Origin of the sequence: Orientia tsutsugamushi, from assembly GCF_900327275.1 — a bacterium.
Lineage (GTDB): Bacteria > Pseudomonadota > Alphaproteobacteria > Rickettsiales > Rickettsiaceae > Orientia > Orientia tsutsugamushi.
On record NZ_LS398548.1, the window covers coordinates 867,792 to 886,109 of the forward strand.

13 protein-coding genes and 6 pseudogenes are annotated in these 18,318 nt (G+C 30.0%); 14 read left to right on the top strand and 5 right to left on the bottom strand.

The genetic code is table 11. From position 1 onward, the window contains the following. The first annotated feature begins 158 nt into the window (after positions 1-158). The 5 genes and pseudogenes from DK405_RS04675 to DK405_RS13970 all read left to right on the top strand — a co-directional run bounded on the left by DK405_RS04675 (position 159) and on the right by DK405_RS13970 (position 4,298). A pseudogene (locus tag DK405_RS04675) lies at positions 159-1,644 on the top strand (acyl-CoA carboxylase subunit beta). 26 nt (positions 1,645-1,670) lie between these two features. Next, positions 1,671-3,222, top strand: a pseudogene (locus tag DK405_RS15410) (acetyl-CoA carboxylase biotin carboxylase subunit); the annotation flags it as partial. Between the two features lie 175 nt (positions 3,223-3,397). After that, a complete protein-coding gene (locus DK405_RS13965) occupies positions 3,398-3,613 on the top strand; it encodes a histidine kinase (protein ID WP_080946431.1) in 216 nt (71 codons plus the stop codon). Positions 3,614-3,771: 158 nt separating this feature from the next. Next, the gene (locus DK405_RS04690; RefSeq protein ID WP_045912130.1) at positions 3,772-4,068 is read left to right on the top strand and encodes a hypothetical protein; all 297 of its coding nucleotides are present in this window, start codon (positions 3,772-3,774) and stop codon (positions 4,066-4,068) included. 74 nt (positions 4,069-4,142) lie between these two features. Then, the gene (locus DK405_RS13970) at positions 4,143-4,298 is read left to right on the top strand and encodes a hypothetical protein (protein ID WP_231967634.1); all 156 of its coding nucleotides are present in this window, start codon (positions 4,143-4,145) and stop codon (positions 4,296-4,298) included. Between the two features lie 408 nt (positions 4,299-4,706). Here DK405_RS13970 and DK405_RS04705 read toward each other — a convergent pair. Further along, positions 4,707-5,123: pseudogene (locus tag DK405_RS04705) on the bottom strand (transposase); the annotation flags it as partial. A gap of 101 nt (positions 5,124-5,224) precedes the next feature. Between DK405_RS04705 and DK405_RS04710 the strand changes: the two are divergent. The 4 genes from DK405_RS04710 to DK405_RS04725 all read left to right on the top strand — a co-directional run bounded on the left by DK405_RS04710 (position 5,225) and on the right by DK405_RS04725 (position 8,535). Then, positions 5,225-6,172 (top strand): hypothetical protein, encoded by a 948-nt coding sequence (locus DK405_RS04710; RefSeq protein ID WP_231967635.1) that lies wholly within the window; start codon positions 5,225-5,227, stop codon positions 6,170-6,172. A gap of 513 nt (positions 6,173-6,685) precedes the next feature. Beyond that, entirely contained in the window at positions 6,686-7,258 is a 573-nt protein-coding gene (locus DK405_RS04715; protein WP_064612747.1) for an HD domain-containing protein, read from the top strand. A 34-nt stretch (positions 7,259-7,292) separates the two neighbouring features. Continuing rightward, positions 7,293-7,937, top strand: coding sequence for an ankyrin repeat domain-containing protein (locus DK405_RS04720; protein WP_064613120.1), 645 nt, complete (start codon positions 7,293-7,295; stop codon positions 7,935-7,937). Positions 7,938-7,983: 46 nt separating this feature from the next. Beyond that, positions 7,984-8,535 (top strand): hypothetical protein, encoded by a 552-nt coding sequence (locus DK405_RS04725; protein WP_064613414.1) that lies wholly within the window; start codon positions 7,984-7,986, stop codon positions 8,533-8,535. Positions 8,536-8,538: 3 nt separating this feature from the next. Here the strand turns inward: DK405_RS04725 and DK405_RS04730 are convergent. Both DK405_RS04730 and DK405_RS04735 read right to left on the bottom strand, forming a co-directional pair. Next, a pseudogene (locus DK405_RS04730) lies at positions 8,539-9,353 on the bottom strand (DNA adenine methylase). Between the two features lie 945 nt (positions 9,354-10,298). Continuing rightward, positions 10,299-11,801, bottom strand: a complete 1,503-nt coding sequence (locus DK405_RS04735; RefSeq protein WP_045912891.1) for a hypothetical protein — start codon at positions 11,799-11,801, stop codon at positions 10,299-10,301. An 895-nt stretch (positions 11,802-12,696) separates the two neighbouring features. On the opposite strand from DK405_RS04735, the gene DK405_RS13975 reads away from it, so the two are divergent. From DK405_RS13975 to DK405_RS04755, 4 genes are all read left to right on the top strand, one after another. After that, positions 12,697-13,425, top strand: a complete 729-nt coding sequence (locus DK405_RS13975) for a sensor histidine kinase (RefSeq protein ID WP_109510601.1) — start codon at positions 12,697-12,699, stop codon at positions 13,423-13,425. 21 nt (positions 13,426-13,446) lie between these two features. Further along, on the top strand, positions 13,447-14,304 hold the full coding sequence (locus DK405_RS13980) for a sensor histidine kinase (RefSeq protein ID WP_109510602.1): 858 nt from the start codon (positions 13,447-13,449) through the stop codon (positions 14,302-14,304). Between the two features lie 100 nt (positions 14,305-14,404). After that, positions 14,405-14,980 carry an HD domain-containing protein gene (locus DK405_RS04750; RefSeq protein WP_109510603.1) on the top strand — a complete coding sequence of 192 codons (576 nt, stop codon included), beginning with the start codon at positions 14,405-14,407 and terminating at the stop codon, positions 14,978-14,980. A 121-nt stretch (positions 14,981-15,101) separates the two neighbouring features. Beyond that, on the top strand, positions 15,102-16,112 hold the full coding sequence (locus DK405_RS04755) for an Rpn family recombination-promoting nuclease/putative transposase (RefSeq protein ID WP_109510604.1): 1,011 nt from the start codon (positions 15,102-15,104) through the stop codon (positions 16,110-16,112). Positions 16,113-16,179: 67 nt separating this feature from the next. Here the strand turns inward: DK405_RS04755 and DK405_RS04760 are convergent. Then, a pseudogene (locus DK405_RS04760) lies at positions 16,180-16,434 on the bottom strand (conjugal transfer protein TraD); the annotation flags it as partial. 364 nt (positions 16,435-16,798) lie between these two features. Between DK405_RS04760 and DK405_RS13985 the strand changes: the two are divergent. Further along, positions 16,799-17,692 carry a hypothetical protein gene (locus DK405_RS13985; protein WP_231967637.1) on the top strand — a complete coding sequence of 298 codons (894 nt, stop codon included), beginning with the start codon at positions 16,799-16,801 and terminating at the stop codon, positions 17,690-17,692. A gap of 57 nt (positions 17,693-17,749) precedes the next feature. Here the strand turns inward: DK405_RS13985 and DK405_RS04770 are convergent. Beyond that, positions 17,750-18,206: pseudogene (locus tag DK405_RS04770) on the bottom strand (conjugal transfer protein TraD). Positions 18,207-18,318: the final 112 nt, after the last annotated feature.

Below are 18,318 nucleotides of genomic sequence, written 5' to 3' on the forward strand. Positions count from 1 at the left end.
CCTTCAATAATTTTAAAATACTTGTATGTATTCTTTTTATATTTTCCAGAGTATACTAAGTCTTAAAAAATTCTGTCAACATTATTTTTTAAGATTGAGTTATGAATCACAATAGCTTACAGATATAAGCTAACCTAGAAGTAAAGCGTCAAAAAGCTATGCAAGGAGTAGGAAGTAGCAAAATTGATATTCAGCATAGTAAAGTGAAGCTTACAGCTCGTGAACGCATAGAAGTTTTACTTGATCATTAGAGCTTTGAAGAAGTAGGTATGTTTGCCAAACATCGCTATAGTAACTTTGATATGAGTAGCAAAATGTTTCTTGGTGATGGAGTAATTACATGCCATGGTACAATCAATTGTCGTTTAGTATTTGTATATAGCCAAGATTTTACTGCTCTTGGAGGTTCATTAGGAGAGGTATATGCTAAAAAAATCTGTAAATTAATTGACACTGCTATAGATGTTAGAGCTCCAATAATCTGTATCAATGACTCTAGAAAGAGCTAGAATTCAGGAAGGTATAAATTCGCTTGGAGGATATGGCTAGATTTTTCAGAAAAATGCCATTGCTCCAGGAGTAATACCTCAAATTTCAGTAATAATGGAACCATATGCTGGAGGAGATGTGTATTCTCCTGCGCTTATAGATTTATTATGGTAAAAAAATACCTCTTACCTGTTTCTAACAGGTCCTGATGTAGTAAAGCAAGTAATAGGTGAAGATATTAGTTCTGCTAAACTTAGTGGAAGTTTTGTGCATACAACGCAAAGTGGCATAGCTGATTTGGCTTTTGAAAATGATATTGCAGCATTGCTTGAAATTAGAAAATTTTTTAATTTCCTTCCTTTATCAAACACTCATCTTACTCCATATCAAGAAACTAATGATCCAGCAGATAGAGTGAACATGTAATTAAATACTTTAGTGCCAATAAATCCTAATAAACCTTATGATATGAAGTAACTAGTTGAAAGAATAGTTGATGAAGGATATTTTTTTGAGTTGCAGCCTGATTTTGCTAAAAATATTATTATTGGATTTGGATATATGGAAGGCAATCCTGTAGGTATTATTGCTAATCAACCTCTATATTTAGCAGTATGCTTAGACATTAACGCTTCAAGAAAGGATGCTAGATTTATTAGATTTTATGATGTATTTAGCATACTATTAGTTACTTTAGTCGATACTCATGGATTTTTACTAGGTCAAAATCAGGAAAGTAATGGTATAATAAAGCATGCAGTAAAATTATTATATGTTTATGCTGAAGCAACAGTACCTAAAATAACTTTCATTACTAGAAAAGCATATGGTGGAGCTTATATAGTTATGAGTTCAAAACATTTAAGTTGAGATATTATTATGCTTGGTGTAATGCTGAAATAGGCGTTTTATGGCCTGAACCTGCTATAGAAGTTCTATATAAAAATTCATATATTAGCCCTGAATTTAAGGCAGCAGAAAATTTTAGAATATAAAAAAAACTTAACATCACCTTTCATAGCAGCGGCTAGAGGTTATATCGATGATATTATTGAACCATAAAATACTAGATAGCGTATTTGTAAAGCAATAAATTTTTTAAAAAATAAAAAGGTTATGCTTCCATGGAAAAAGCATTCTAACTTGCCACTATGACCTAATATTACTTACTTTTGTTTAAAATGAACTTATCAATAAAGCATATATTTGATGATAAAATATTAATTTTTAACCGCGGAGAAATAGCTTTCGTGCTATGAAAACTTTAACAAAATGGGCATTAAGTCAGCTGCTGTTTATTCAGAAGCTGATACTAATGCTTTACATGTCCAATACGCTGATAAAGCATGCTTTATCGGAAACTATCCAGTACCAGAAAGTTATATTTCTATTAGTTATCCTAAATCAAAACTAAGCGCATACGCACCAAACCACATATTATTAAAGCTGCTAGAACTAGCGGAGCTCAAGCTGTATTTCCAGATTATGTGTTTCTATCTTAAAATTCTAAATTTGCTTTAACTCTACAAAAAGAAGGAGTAGCTTTTATAGGTCCAAGTGTTTCTTCTATAAAAAATATGAGACAAAATTGAAGCTAAAAAAATAGCTATCAAAGCTGGAGTAAATGCTGTAGCTGAATTGGAACTATTAATACTCTTGAACACGCTATTAAAATTGCTACGTAAATTGGGTTTCCAGTGATAGTTAAAGCGGCTGCTGGAGGATGAGGAATCGGAATGAGAGTTACTAATAATGAAAGAGAAATGCAAGATGCATATAATTCTGCAAGACTGGATGCTACTTATAATTTTAATGATAGTAGAGTATTTATTGAAAAGTTTATTCAAAACCTTCACCATATTGAAATTCAGCTTTTAGTTGGTAAATACGGTAATGGTATTTGTTTAGGAAAACGAGAATGTTCAATACAACGCCATCACCAAAAAATAATTGAGGAAGCCCATAGTTCTTTTTTAAGTAATGATACTAGGCAAAAGATGTATGACCAAGTATTATCATTAGCTAAAAAGGTAAAATATTCTCAGCATGAACAGTAGAATTTATTGTTAATACTGATCAAAATTTTTATTTCTTAGAAATGAACACAAGATTACAGGTTAAACATCATGTCACAGAACTAATTACTGATATCAATATTATTGAAGAAATGATTAAAATTGCGGCTAATCAAAAGCTAAAACATCTCAAGATTGTATTCACTTAACATGGCACGCAATAGAATGTAGAATTTACGCTGAAGATCCTCAAAGTGAATTTTTGCCATCAAGTTGTAGAATAACTGAATATGCTTCTACACAAAATAATATCAACATTAGAATTGACAGCGCAGTAAAAGCTGGATCAGACGTTAGCATGTTTTATGATCCTATAATTACAAAATTATGTACCTACCATAATACTAGACAAAAAACTATTGAATGCATGTCTGCAGCTTTGGAAGCATTTATTATATGCGGTGTTGCACATAACATTACATTTCTTGAAGCGATTATTTCACATCATCGTTTCATTGAAGGAAATATTAACACTAATTTTATTCATGAAGAATATCCAGATGGTTTTGTTGGAGCTAAGCTTATATCAGAAATTACAGAAGTTTTTTTTGCAGCTGCAATTTATATTTTTATTTTTGAACAAAAGCAAGTTGCTACTATAGCAGATCAAATTGTTAAGCAAGCAAAAAACATTGGCACTAGATGGATTGTTACTATACTTAGAGGACAAATTGAGCTTCAAAATGCACATTCAAAAAAATTTAGCATACAAAAACTATTGAAGGATACAATTAACTCGCTGAAAGAAATTGCTGAAGATAGAGAAATATAGCTCAGTTACAATGTTCAGGACAACATCAATGATATTGTTATTGTAGAGAGATAGTTATCTATTGCAAACTATACTTAGTCAATTAATAAGTGGGGCTATTAGAGTTAATAAAGGCTGTCAGGTTGATGTTATAGTTAGGTTATTTACTTCGCCGTATCGAAAGGCAAATGAAAAAGACAGAATATTAAGATTCATAGTATGTAATAACGGAAAAGGTATTTCACAAGAAAAACTACAAGAAATAAATGCAAAATTTTCTGATTTGCATTCAAATTAGAGTATCCAGAAATATTAGACTCAGGTCTAGGATTTGCAAATTACATTGTTAACAAACTAAGTGGCAAATTAGAGATAAAGAGCGAGGCAAATAAGTTCACAGCTATTACTTGCGATATACCAGTACAACTTTTCAATTAAAACATATGGAAGCATTTTATGAGTCATACTATACAATCTGGAGATTTTGATATTCAAGCAAAAGTAAATAGTACTATTAGAGCACTGAAGCCATTCACAGAAAATAAAGGAATAAATCTTAGCTGCAATTTTAAAAATGATATAAAAGATTTAATAATTGTAAATAGTATTCAAATACAGGCAGTACTAACACTATTAATTTGCAACGCTATTAATAGTAAATGCAGCGAAATTAGTGTTGAAATTGATTTGCTGGCTTCTACAAATCAAAAGACAAATCATAGAATATTACTATTAATTGTTCATGATAACTGAATCGAAATTTCGACAGAACAATAGAATAATATGATAACTGAAAATTAGAATTATTAATGGAGAGTGAGGAAATAATGTTAGCATTTTTAAATTGTGAACATATCAATAAACTACTTGATAAGCTGGTCTTGATTAATCATAGTTTTGATAAACACATTAATCCTGATAAAGTTAAAAAAGATATATTTTATGCAAAAAATATCATAGCAATCAAAAGTGAGATACAGTAGAACCTTATTATATGCATATATTAAAAGTTGCATATAAGTAGATTATAGTTTTGAAACAAATACGATTATTACTGCAATATTACACGATAACTTTGCTATTTGTGCTATGAATAATAGCACTTCTAACTAACTGGCTTAGTATAGCTCTTATTCGAAAACTATCTCCAGTAATAATATCGTATGTGTTATTTCCTAAATTTTGCCTTAGCTCTATCTTTTCATCTTCAGCAATTACTTTAACTGCTGCAACAGTACTATTTAGTATTTTTCGTAGGCTAAATGCTTCTAGTTATACATTCATTGATTCTATGTTTTTTCTAAATAAAAAAATTATATCATTCAGATGATCTATCAAATTATCCACTAACTTAGTGCTTTAAGTTAATGTGTAAGTTTAAGAACGTCAATTTAGGATAAGGAGTCAGGAGAAGAAGAAGAGATAAGATTAGGATTAAGTTGTAGATAGGATAACTAGCAAGAGAAGCAATTATATGAACAAAGAAATTAAGAGGAGAACGGTGTCTAGTATCTCTAAATGGATATGTTTTTTTAGTACATTAAAAACAGACTCAATTAAAGAACGTTTATTTAATAACCGCTTATCTTGTATATCCAATAAATATGTTTTCATATCTTTACGAAGATTAGTAAATAAACGTAGACCATTGGTCAGCAGTTGATGAAATAACTCCTTAGATATGTAGGCTTTATCACTAAACAGTTTACTAGATAAGCCTTTAGGAAAAAACTGAAGCTGCAGATAGGTCGCTTTTATTGCCTAATTTTAACTGACATTATTTCGCCTTTATTATTGATTATAAGATGTGCTATAGGTAAAATTGGCCTTCTAAGGCAGATAGTATAAGTATAAAGAAAAAAAAGAAGAAAAAATTGTCCTTCTGCAACAAAAAAATTTTCACATCAATTTGCAAGAATTTGCAGGTGAACCTGCAAAAAATTGCAGCTACATATATAGATATAATAATAATAAAAAAAATAATAATAGATCTAGATCTACTGAAGATAAGTTAATAGAGAATGATCAAAATAAAAATGAAGATCAACAGCAAAATTTGAAGTTTAAATATACGGAATCTGATGATTTTATAGAAATTGAGTTAGTAGAAAATGAAAAAGAAAATCAACAGCAACAACAGAATTTGAATTTCTATGAGCTTAGTGATGTTAGTAATGACAAGCCATCAAACAAGGATTATGAGCAAAATAGTGAGTTAGCAACTCCAGCTATTACTAAGAATTCAGAGGTTGAAAAGAATGAATGCTATCCCAAAAGAAAAAGACTAGCAGATTATTATCCACTAACACCAGAAGATGCAATTATACTACAACGTATGTCTAGTAGAAGCTTCAACATATACTTCATAAATCAATTACTGTTGAAGTTATCAAATAAATATCCAAACCGTCATTTTGTAAATAAGATAGCAGTGCTAAACTATATGGCAAAAGCCTTAGCAAATGAATTACTAACTACTGATCAGGCTAATAGTGGAAATTTTTTTAATGATGTAGGAAGATTTAAAGAACAGTATCTAGCAAACATTGAATCTGGTACAGATCGTAGTATGAAGGCTCAGTTGAAGCGTAAAATAGCTGGAGTCTTTGAAGCAGATATGGCTTATCAAATTTTAACATCTTGTGATTTTGGTGCAGCTGTTAAAAACAAATATTACATCAGGTTGCTTAAGAATATTACACTATCAGATCATATTAAATTCAAGATACTACAGGAGGTACGAGCTGTGTATAGCAACGATATTGAGCAGTTACAAGTTATACCATTTGATGAATCAAACAAGTTACCAATAGCACAACTGAGTATCAAAAAACAACAGTTTTACAGCAACAAATAAGTGATGAAGATTACCTTTCAGAACTTAGTAAAGAGCTAGGTTCTAACTCTATATTGTTCAAAGTACGAAAATACATACTTCAACATTATGAATATGAGCAAGTTATTGATAAAATATGGTTTAGTAAATTAGAAGTTGTAAATGAAGATAATGTTAATAAAAAGATATTTATTAAGGCTCTAACAAGCTTTGCGAATAGCTATATCAAATCAAATTTTAAGCTCATTCTAGAGCGTGCTTTTGAAGCTCAAGGGTTTTCGTTTGAATTAGTTCAGTGTAAGTAAACTTAAGGGTAATATGAATGAAAAAATGCTTGTCCAAAAAAAAATTACAGCAAAATTTTACTCATTAACACCAGAGATATGCAACTTAAGGTTAGTTTTAGCATCGTGATAACTGAATTCAAAAAATTTATAATTTAATTTGCTTCTTTTTCAGTTTTTATCTGGGATTGGAGTATACAAAAAGTTTAAATTATGGTATAATTTATTAATAACCATTTGGAGGTGGCCAATGATAGATTTTTATAGTGAGAGCTTAATAAATAAGCTGTTTGAAACCAACATAAGATTTAACACCAAAATTGATCTTGATAGAGTTGAAAAAGCAATACTTTACGCTAAAAAATATCATTGCCAGCAAAAGAGAGATACAGAACTCTACTACACACATCCATTGAAAGTAGCTCACATGGTATCAGACCACAGCTTTGAAACAGATACAATTATTACTGCAATACTACATGATACACTTGAAGACACAAAAGTAACTAAAGAAAGAATAAGGTACGAATTTGGTGCTAATATTGCAGAACATGTTTCAGATCTCACAAGGGTTAGGAATAATAAGAAAATCAGTGCTATGGAAATGATACAAATATTACGCAGCCAAAATAAAACAGAACTATTACTGATCAAGCTTTTTGATAGATTCCATAATATTACAACTATATTCATCAAACCTCCTCACAAAAGGCAAGAAATAATATTTGAAACTCAGCAAGAATTTATAGCTCTTGCTGAATACCTTAAACTACCAGAGATTGGAGAACGCTTAAGCGAATATTGTAAACTTCATGCTAGCTAATGAGTAAATAATTGAGAATGAAAGGATTAAATATATGATATTAAAATCTAAGACTAAGTATACCTTACATAGCGCTATTCAAGATGGTGATATTAAAAAAGTGAAGCAGCTTATTAATAAGGATATTACACTTGTCAATTCAAAATATAAAGATGGCACTACTGCTTTATCTGTTGCTTTGAAATATAAGAATCTACCTATTGCTAAGATTTTGTTGAACAATGAAGCTAACGTAAACGCACAAGATAATGATGGGCACACTGCTTTACATCTTGTTGTTGAAACAATTCAAGTATATTATGAATTTTTCGAAAAATATCCTACCTATTGCAATGATCATATAGCATTACTGCTAAAATATAATGCTGATGTAAATATCGAGAATAATCAAGGTAATACACCTTTATCTGATGCTGTTGAATGCAAATGTGTAGAACCTTTAGCAATTATGCTAAAACATAATTCTACTGGTATTAATAAAAAATATGATGAAGGAGAAACGCTACTACATATTGCTGTTCGTAATAAAATCATAGATATTATACAGCTTTTGATTGATTATGGAGCAGATATTGATGCAAAAGATGATAACGGCATGACTACTATAGATTATGCTGCTAAAAGCGGTAATGCAGATGTATTCAACTTTCTAATGGAACAATCAGTCCCATGGTATTAGGTTTCAACAGATAGCTAATATGTTAATATTAAAAAGAGAAGTTAATATGAATGTTTTGAAATTACTTTTACAACCGGGTTATGCTGTTATATTAGCATTCGTTGTATTATCTTCACCATCGATATGTACAGCGAATAATAATGTAAACTTCAATGCCTCTAAAGGTGGTATTGATACTTCACAACAATTCTATATAAAATTTTCAACTGGTATTGCTACTAGCTACGATACATTAGAAGCTGGAATTGGTTATAGATTAGATCGGCACAGAATGGATGTAAGATTAGGATTTATGTGTCATCACAACTGTAGAGATAACTTTATTCAAGGAAATTATTATTACAATATAATTGAAGGTAACAAAGCATCAATTTTTGTTACAGGTGGCCTAGTATCAGCTTTCAATAGTGATAGCGGTACTGGTATAGACTTGGGAGTTGGTACAACAATAAACTTATCAAGAGATACATATTTAGACGGAGTTGGAACAGCAATAAACTTATCAAGAGATACATATTTAGACATTGAATGCAGCACAATTGCTAACTATAGACCACTTCCTATTCATATACGATTTGGATTGCGGGTTCACATTTAATAACTAGCAAGTTTTATAGTTAGTAATGATTAGCTCATTAACAGGATTGCGTTGTTCATTGATTGAGTATGTAACTCCAATATGAGTGATGAAGAAGTCTTTATATAAGTCTCTAATGAAGGTAGTGTTATTATTTGAAAGCATAATTTTAACACCTTTATTGTGTGTAGTTCATAAACAAAATCTCGTAGTCTAATTTGCTCTTTTTCATCAAATGGAACTCTAGTGTAGAACCTTTCTCCTGATTGGTGGTAAGGTGGATCAAGATAAACGAAGTCACCTTTTTTAGGCTCTATAAACGAAAAATCCATCGCATAAATTGATACATCAGCCAGAAGGTTACTACATTTATTTATTCTAGAGCAAATATGAAGCTTAAGATATCGCTTATCAGAAAATGTTTGAGCAGATGTACCATCTCTGTTTAGCCTATAAATTCCCCTAAAGGAATATTTATTAAGATATATAAATTTTGCCGTGATATCATTAGGATCATTGCTATAATAATTGTCTCTTATTTTATAGTAGTAATTTTCAGAATGATTTTTGTGATATAGATTTAGTAATCTATTGACCTCATTTGGATTCTTCTTTACAGCGTGATAACTAGTAATTAAGTCGAGATTAATATCAGACAAAAAACATTGTTTAAACAGATGCCTAACTTGAAAAAATAAAGCCCCACCTCCAAGGAATGGTTCATAGTAATTATAGTATGGCCCTGAAGGAAGATGCTCTATTAATCTATTAACAATTCTCCTTTTGCCTCCAACTCAATGGAGAAAAGGCTTTGGTTCATTAGAAATTGCTATTGACACAAGAATTTTTGATTAATTAAATCTCTACTATGAATTATAGCAGAAAATAAGCCTTAAAGCCAGTAATAATAACTGCTACAGAACTTTCTTTATAAATCTTTTTTGAATGATATTTTTGTAGCTAGAGATACAATGTGATAATTTCGCATTCACTTTAAAAAAGATGAAAAATTTTTCATAATTATGACAAAAAATCATGTACTGATAAAAATCTAAATGATATTGTATACCTGATATTATCTGAGATTCAAGATTTAGATAATATTTAGCTAGAGGTTATTTCATTAAAACTTCAGAATCTGTTAGTAAAGGTACAAATGAATCTCTAGCTATACTTTAATTACTACTTCAAATAGCAAAAGTAATGCTATGATTATTAGTTATAAGAATAACAATAAACAAAAAAAATCTAAAAATACGATTTGCTAATGGCCTAATTATTTTAGGCTATCTCAATTTATAACTCAAGATTAATAATAAATATATAATTGTTAAATATTATGCGGGGTTTTAAAGAGTAAAAGTATGCATATACAAGTCTTAAGCGCGGCAAAACACTTGCTCTATCGAATGTTTAACCTACGCAAACAAAATAAAGCAACACAAATTTTTTCAGTTTCACAGGAAAAATGGTTTGCTTTTTTTAATGACTTGCACAGTCATACAGAACAAAAAAATTTAATACAACTTCTAATAACATGAGTTCGATATAAGAAATATAAAACCTTAGGCATAATAAGTGTAAAAAGAACAATAATGCTTACTATCTTTATACTTCCTTACCATTATATCAAACTTTGGTTAGTTAACAAGAATACTATGTGTTACTATTACATAATTAAATTGATGCTGTACTGATAACATAGAGCAATAGGTGACTGCTCTTCAGACTGATCTACCTGCGGCATAGCATTTTAGTTTCATCTTTAGTTAATAAAAAGCAGTTTATATCCAGTCAGGTATTCCCTCATGGTTAGGAAGCTTTTCAAATACCAATTTTTCTAGTTCTAAGTCTTGAGCTTCTGTTAACATAATCTCATCGTCGCTGTCAATATCACTATTAGTTAAGTCATGTTGTTGATTTTCAAGTATCAATCTAATTTGCTCCGCAATGTTTTCAGGCAATTTTTCAGGTTGAGGAACATCTTTCAATACTAATTTTTCTAGTTCTAAGTCTTGAGCTTCTGTTAACATAATCTCATCGTCGCTGTCAATATCACTATTAGTTAAGTCATGTTGTTGATTTTCAAGTATCAATCTAATTTGCTCCGCAATGTTTTCAGGCAATTTTTCAGGTTGAGGAACATCTTTCAATACTAATTTTTCTAGTTCTAAGTCTTGAGCTTCTGTTAACATAATCTCATCGTCGCTGTCAATATCACTATTAGTTAAGTCATGTTGTTGATTTTCAAGTATCAATCTAATTTGCTCTGTAATGTTTTCAGGCAATTTTTCAGATTGAGGTAGATTGCCTTCAGATAGCAATCCAGCATCTCGTAGTTCAACTTCCATTTTATCTTCTATATCAGTTAGGTCATAATGATCAGATTGTATTAACTGAATGTCACTGTTGCTTTTTCCATTTTCAGTCTCAATGTCAGTTTTCATAGCAATGAGATTAGGATGTTGTGCTTTATAGTTTTCTATAAATATACCCATTTTACTACTTAAGCCTGTAAAAAAACTCTTGTTTAAATGATTTAGTTCTATAAGATGATTTATTGCAGATTTCATTTTTGTAACTGCAACTTTGCCTGACTTATCAAACTTGAACTTGTAAATATCTTCTATACAACCATTAACATCCGAGAACTTATCTGCCATATCAATATGTCCATCTTCTGCAGTGCGCATAATAAAAAAACATGCAAATTTGTGTATAAATGGTTTTATACATTCTATAAAATATTCCGCCAAGTATTCTTCTTCAAATCGCTGTGTTAATTCTGTTTTAAAAATATCGATTGCGCCTGAAGTTATATTTTGTAGTGAAGATGGTGTTATATGTGACAAAACTTTTAAGCAAAGAATTCCTTTACACTGATTCTGAGTATCTGTTGTTAGCTTTGTTATATTATTTTTAATAGTCTTTTGTAATTTATTATCGTTAAAAAAGTTGGCAAATTTTGATGCTATAAGCTTTGGTTTATCAGACTGCGATTCTTGATTCATAAGCCATTCAGCTGTTCTTTCGCTTACTTCTTCAACGCAACCATACTTTGTAAAATATTCCTTAAAACATGGAGTTAATTTGGTTATTAATTTTTGTTTTACAAGTTGCTGATCATACTGCGTTAAGTACGCAATTGCATATTTTATATTAAAGTCTGATGTTTTTATGGTTTGAGTCATAATGAACAACTTTTGCTGGACATATTCCTGTTGTTCAATTTTAGCTTCCATATTTGTATTAGCATTTTCTATATATTTGAGGATAAAATTTGTCATATATTGTTACCTTATAGTTTAAAGTTTTTTATATATATTATGAATAATTAAAAAACACAACTAAAAAGTTAAGAAATGTTAAGATTAAGCTCTAATTTATCACAAGTTCGATATAAGTGAAATAATGAGAAGCAGGAAGAATAAGAGTTACAGTGATAGATTTATAAAAAAATAAAAATAAAGAAGAAATATAAACACTGATAGAATAACTCTAAAAAACAAGAAGAACTGCTATGATTTCTATAGTTAAGTTTTTTTCCTAATAGAGGATTTCAGTAAGCATTTAAACAAAAGAAGTACAAAAATACTATGTTACGCCATACATAGGTATTAAAGAGATATAACACTTATTCTTCTTAAGTTTTGCTGTATTTCTTATATCTAACTTATGTTTAAACAGTTATTTAACAGAGCAGTATTACAACTTGAGAAGATCTTAATTCGATAGAGAAAAAAGATTTTGACTTAGTTAATACAGCACTTGATTTTTATATTTGTGATATTATGGGTCGTTTTAAAGACGTGCTCGAACCTGATGTTTAAATTAAGAGCAATAAGATAAGTTCAGAACTTTTTCAGTTAATATACTAAATTATCAAAGTCTTTTTTTATAACTCAGAATCAATTGTATATCTAATTTTGAAGGATATTTTGTTTTTTTAGATGTAAATAACAATGCGACAATTTCGCATCTACTTTAAAAAAGATGAAAAATTTTTCATAATTATGACAAAAAGTCATGTACTGATAAAAATCTAAATGATACTGTATACCTGATATTATCTGAGATTCAAGATTTAGATAATATTTAGCTAGAGATTAAAGACGATAAACTAGAAATTTTCTTTTTAATCTCTAGGAAGCAATTTAATAATTTAAATAGCAGGAGGATTCTATGCCTATTGAAGACGAAGGTCAAAATAAAATCAATAAATTAACCGAAAAATTATCCACAGAGGGAATTAATAGCACAACAATAAAACAGATAGATAGTGAAATGCAAAAACTATACTGCCAGCTAGAGGAATCTGAGCAAGTAAGCATAAATTGCATAGAGTGGATACAATATTTTAGGCTAATAGTAAATAACTACGACAGAAAAAAAGTAAATATAATAGCTTCTCTAAATGGAATGATTTTTTTATTTAGACAATACATAGCATCAACGAATGTAAGGATTGAAACATTTAATATAGAACCGCTAATAAATAATACCGTTATCAGAATGAGGAAAAATTTTGAGAATGAGAATATAAATCTAAATGTTCAAAATGACATAAAGCCGATTCTGATTGGAGACAGTTTCAGAATAAAAGCAGTAATAAGCCAGTTAATTGGTAGTGCGGTTATAAATAGTAGCAAGAATAGCAAGATTATTGTCAACGTCAATCAGAATTCAGAAATATTACAATTTATAGTACAAAACATAGAACTAAGCACTTCTAAAGAAAAATTAGAAAAAATAAATGCTGAACTAGAGAATACGAATTTGGTAATGTATCAAGAACTAGGAGAAGGATTAGCATTTATAAAACATCTTACACATCAGATGAAAGGAAATCTACGAGTTAAAGAGCAAAATAATTATGTAACTTTTTCATTTGATGTACCAACAATAGTTTGAATTATTCTTTAGGAGAATGCTATGAAAGAAAAGAAGAAAACAATTAACAAATGGATGGTACAAATTCCTCCAATACCAATTACGTTGGTGAATGGAGAGAGTGAGAATATCGATGAATATATGGAAATAATAACAAAGCTAAGAAAAGCGAAGTATCAGGTCGAGGCAGCTGAATCATTGAAAGAATATTGTACAGATTTAATACAGGAGATTAAATATAGATTTAATATTGCAACGAGTGAAATTGTAAGGCTAGCAAGCGAGATCATGTTAAATGATTCGAAAAACAAAGATAAGCTGGAAACAATATTAAATCGATCAGCAAATCTCCAAGGGTACTGTAACGATGTAGTTTACACGCTTAGAAGCGAAATTGAGAATGAAAATTTATGTTTAAAAAAATTTAGCATACAAAAGCTAGTAAAGGATGCCGTTAGGCGACTAGAAGACATTGCAAAAGAGAAAGATATAAAAATTAATTACAATTTTCAGTACAAAATGAAGGATATTGTGATTGGAAATAGTGATCACTTACAAGCTATATTAAGTCAATTAATAGGGAGCGTCATTAGATTTAATCGCAGCTGCCAGGTTATAATTACAGTTCATTTGTTTACTGTAAAAAATTATATAAAAAGCGATAACATACTACAATTTAGAATACACGATACAGGAAGCAGTATTTCAAAAGAAAAATTAGGGAATATAAAAGCTAAATTAGCTGATTTTGAGTTGGTACGAGACTATCCACTAATGCTTGAATCAGGATTATGGTTTGTAAATTACCTTATTAATCAACTTAATGGAGAAATGGAAATAGAAAGCGAAAAAGACAAGTTTACAACCATTACTTGCAATATTCCAGTACAACTTTTTTAATCAAATTAATTCGCTTCTTTCACACTTTTTATCTGAGACTGAAGTATATAAAAAGTTTAATTTATTGTATAATTTATTAAAGATTATTTAGAGATGAAAAATGATAGACTTTTATAGCGAAAGCTTACTAAATAAGCTGTTTGAAACCAACGTAAGATTTGACACTAAAATTGATCTTGATAAAGTTGAAAAAGCAATATTTTATGCCCAAAAATATCATGGTCAGCAAAAGAGAGATACAGGAGAACTATACTACACACATCCATTAGAAGTAGCTTATATGGTATCAGACTACAGCTTTGAAACAGATACGATTATTACAGCAATACTACATGATACTATCGAAGACACAACACTAACCAAAGAAAAGATTGTTAAGGTATTCGGTAGAAAAATTGCGGAACAGGTTTCAGATCTCACCAGGATTAAGGATAATAAAAAAATCAGTTCTAGAGAGATGATTCAAACATTTTATAGACAAAATAAAACAGAACTATTATTAATTAAGCTTTTCGACCGATTCCATAATATTCAGACTGTATCAATAAAACCTTATGAAAAAAGACAAGAAATCATACTAGAAACGCAGCAAGAATTTATACCTCTTGCTGAATATCTTAAATTACCAGAAATTGCTATAGAGCTAAATAAATACTGTAAGCTGTATGCTACCTAATAAACTAAAGTTTAATAGGTGGTTAATGTAGTGAATTGCAGAAATTAAAATTCAATAAGAGAATGTTCATGTAGGTTATTTTATTGTATAATTTAAAAAGAATAGAAAATATGAAAAATATATGCATTTATCAAGATTTTTAGATCCAAAGAATGATGTAGCATTTAAAAAGATATTTGGATCAGAAAAAAACAAGGACATACTAATACATTTTCTGAACGATATATTGTTGTTTGAAGGGAATAGAAAAATAATAGAAGTAGAGTTTTTAGGAACGATATTAGATGCAGACATAGCGTCTAAAAAAGAATCAATAGTAGATGTTTTGTGTAAAGATAAAAACGGTGCGCAATATATAATAGAAATGCAAGTAGATCCTACACAAGGATTTGAAAAAAGAGCACAGTATTATGCCGCAAAAGCATATGGTAGGCAACCAAATAGAGGGAAGGAAGGAAAATACTCAGACCTAAAGGAGGTTATATTTATAGCTATAGCAGATTATAAATTGTTTCCAAATAAAGAAGACTATATATCAAGGCATGTAATATTGGATAAAAAGACATATGAGCATGATCTAAAGGACTTTTCATTTACCTTTATAGAATTACCAAAATTTAAAAAAAATAGAGTGGAAGAGTTAAATGATATAACAGAGAAGTGGTGCTATTTTTTTAAACATGCAAAAGAAACAACATTAGATGGATATAATAAAATAATAGGTGAAGATTTAATAATAAAAAGAGCGTATGAGGCATTAGATCAGTTTAATTGGAGTGAAGACGAACTAATAACCTATGAACAAGAGTTAAAGCGTATATGGGATAATAAAGCAGTAGAAGATTATAAACTCGAACGCGCTAAAGCTGAAGGTAAAGCTGAAGGTAAAGCTGAAGGTAAAGCTGAAGGTAAAGCTGAAGGTAAAGCTGAAGGCATAAAGCTAGGTGAGATTAAAGGTAAAGCTGAAGGCATAAAGCTAGGTGAGATTAAAGGTAAAGCTGAAGGTGAAGCTAAAGCAAAAAAAGATTTTGCAATAAAATTATTGAAATCTGAATTATCAGTTGAGACAATTGCTGAATATACGGATTTATCAATACAAGAAGTATTAAATTTAAAAAATAGTGTAAAATAATAATGAATATACAACACAAAATCTTACTTTTGATGTGTTGTATGCTACTTCTATTAGATGCTTTATATCACACTACAAGTTCTATACTATACTGAACATTGAGAAGGCCATTCTTTAAGGCATAAATGTCCTTAACATGACCGCACCATTCTTGACGAAAGCTATTCCATTTTAATCCATGAAGGCGAATGTGGCGCTTAGTGTTTTCATCTAGTTCAGAGGCAAATTTTAAAATCACAGCAGCTTTATTTTGCTGTTCTTTATCAAAAATATCTTTACCGATTGTAGTCCAATGATCTTGAACATTTTGATGTAAAGATAGCTGGTTCAAAAAAAGTAGCATTGTTTTTTGAACTCTAAGATTTAAGACTATATCTCTTAATGTTTAGGAATATTTTTTGATATAGTCCATAATCCAGAATAAATCTTATGTTAAATGTTAAAACATTTTTGCTGACACATTCTTAACTTATGAACATGTGATTCTCTGTACCTTGATTCTAATGAAAAAATAGTTGCAAGCTAAATCGACAAGATTGAAATATTACTGTGACTTGGATATGTGAACAGTGTATAACATAACTGTCTTATTTAGTGTTTTAGCTATTACATTGCATAATTATATTGACAACTATTAGTAAATGCATGTTATAATACAAAATATAGAGATTAAGCAAGGTATTATAATGAATCCTTTTTCAATAGCAGCAGCTAAAGCACTATCATTTGCCACTGAATCTATGAGCGATGCAGTTGAATGCGTTAACAAAATTATGTTGAATTCTGTGAGTGCTAACTGTAATGTGACTACATTTAGGAAAATACCTCCAGCTGACGAGTTGTTCGCCAGTACAGACAGTATACTTGCATGTAATAGTAGCAAGATAGATCCATATAGATATCTCGGCAATACTATGGATTCAATTCGTATGTTTGGAATAACATATAATCCTGACCTTCTTCATGAGTGTACAGGTCAGGAAGTATTAACATCGAGTAATGCTATATCGTGTGAAAAAAATGAGTTACTATATGAACATAATGTTCCAAATTATGATGATAGTATCCAGAACACTGTAGTTAGATACTGTATTAGCTCTTGCAAAATAATCAACTGCAACTTGATCAAGCTGAAAGAATTTTGCTCTGGCATGGGGTGTGATAATTATGATAATACTACCTATAGCAGTGTAAATTTTGTTAATGTTACAACTAGTCCTGAAGAGGAAAATTTTTTCACTTCTGCTACAGCAACAGTAGCAGGTGTAATAGTTCCATGGATAGTGCCAACAGTACTAGCAGTTTCTGGAGGTATAGCATTATATGGAATATATCATTTGCGCTCCTCAAAAAATAAAACCAGTTCTTTGCCTGTAAACAGTGTAGACGTAGGTACAAATGCTAATACTAGTGTTAAAAATTTAAATGCAGAAAAAATTTCAACAGATTTCCTAGATAATGATGCACAAGCACATCTTTATGAAGATCTAAAAACATATAAATGTGAAGAAGCAGCATATGATGACACTGCACTGCCAATATCAGGTGGTCAAGATGCAATAAGGGCTGAGGCTGTATAACAATATTCTCTATACCTCTATCATAATCTTTATTATTAATAGATACTTTTTTCTTATTTAAGATATAAGTTCTAAATTATATTGAACATTGAGAAGGCCATTCTTTAAGGCCTCAATGTCCTTAACATGGCCGCACCATTCTTGACGAAAACTGTTCCATTTTAAGCCATGAAGGTGAATGTGGCGCTTAGTGTTTTCGTCTGGTTCAGAGGTGAATTTTAAAATCACAGCAGCTTTATTTTGCTGTTCTTTATCAAAAATATCTTTACCTATTGTAGTCCAATTGATCCTGAACATTTGGATGTTGTGTTAAAGTTTCTTTTAGTGAAACAATTGCACCAAATAAAGTATTTGTTGATAAGTGATCAAGCTTAGCTTTAGCAACTAATCCACCCATTTCGATAAGACGTCGAGTACGCATTTTACGTTCTTTAATTTTAAGGTTAACCTCATCCATGATTAGCCTAGCCTTTTTTTGTTGAAGAGTAATTTTTTGCTGCATAAGATTTGCCATGTTAGTAATTCAGAAAGATAAAAAAAATCAGGCAAGAATATATCAAAATAAAATCCCAGTAAAGAAAAAAAACCGCGCCTACCAAACCAACATCAAATAATTATAGTCAAAA

Excerpts from the sequence above, each read along its gene's own strand:
- DK405_RS04690 (WP_045912130.1), top strand. The coding sequence starts at position 3,772 with ATGAGTCATACTATACAATCTGGAGATTTTGATATTCAAGCAAAAGTA.
- DK405_RS13970 (WP_231967634.1), top strand. The coding sequence starts at position 4,143 with ATGTTAGCATTTTTAAATTGTGAACATATCAATAAACTACTTGATAAG.
- DK405_RS04715 (WP_064612747.1), top strand. The coding sequence starts at position 6,686 with ATGATAGATTTTTATAGTGAGAGCTTAATAAATAAGCTGTTTGAAACC.
- DK405_RS04720 (WP_064613120.1), top strand. The coding sequence starts at position 7,293 with ATGATATTAAAATCTAAGACTAAGTATACCTTACATAGCGCTATTCAA.
- DK405_RS04725 (WP_064613414.1), top strand. The coding sequence starts at position 7,984 with ATGAATGTTTTGAAATTACTTTTACAACCGGGTTATGCTGTTATATTA.
- DK405_RS04735 (WP_045912891.1), bottom strand. The coding sequence starts at position 11,801 with ATGACAAATTTTATCCTCAAATATATAGAAAATGCTAATACAAATATG.
- DK405_RS13975 (WP_109510601.1), top strand. The coding sequence starts at position 12,697 with ATGCCTATTGAAGACGAAGGTCAAAATAAAATCAATAAATTAACCGAA.
- DK405_RS13980 (WP_109510602.1), top strand. The coding sequence starts at position 13,447 with ATGAAAGAAAAGAAGAAAACAATTAACAAATGGATGGTACAAATTCCT.
- DK405_RS04750 (WP_109510603.1), top strand. The coding sequence starts at position 14,405 with ATGATAGACTTTTATAGCGAAAGCTTACTAAATAAGCTGTTTGAAACC.
- DK405_RS04755 (WP_109510604.1), top strand. The coding sequence starts at position 15,102 with ATGCATTTATCAAGATTTTTAGATCCAAAGAATGATGTAGCATTTAAA.
- DK405_RS13985 (WP_231967637.1), top strand. The coding sequence starts at position 16,799 with ATGAATCCTTTTTCAATAGCAGCAGCTAAAGCACTATCATTTGCCACT.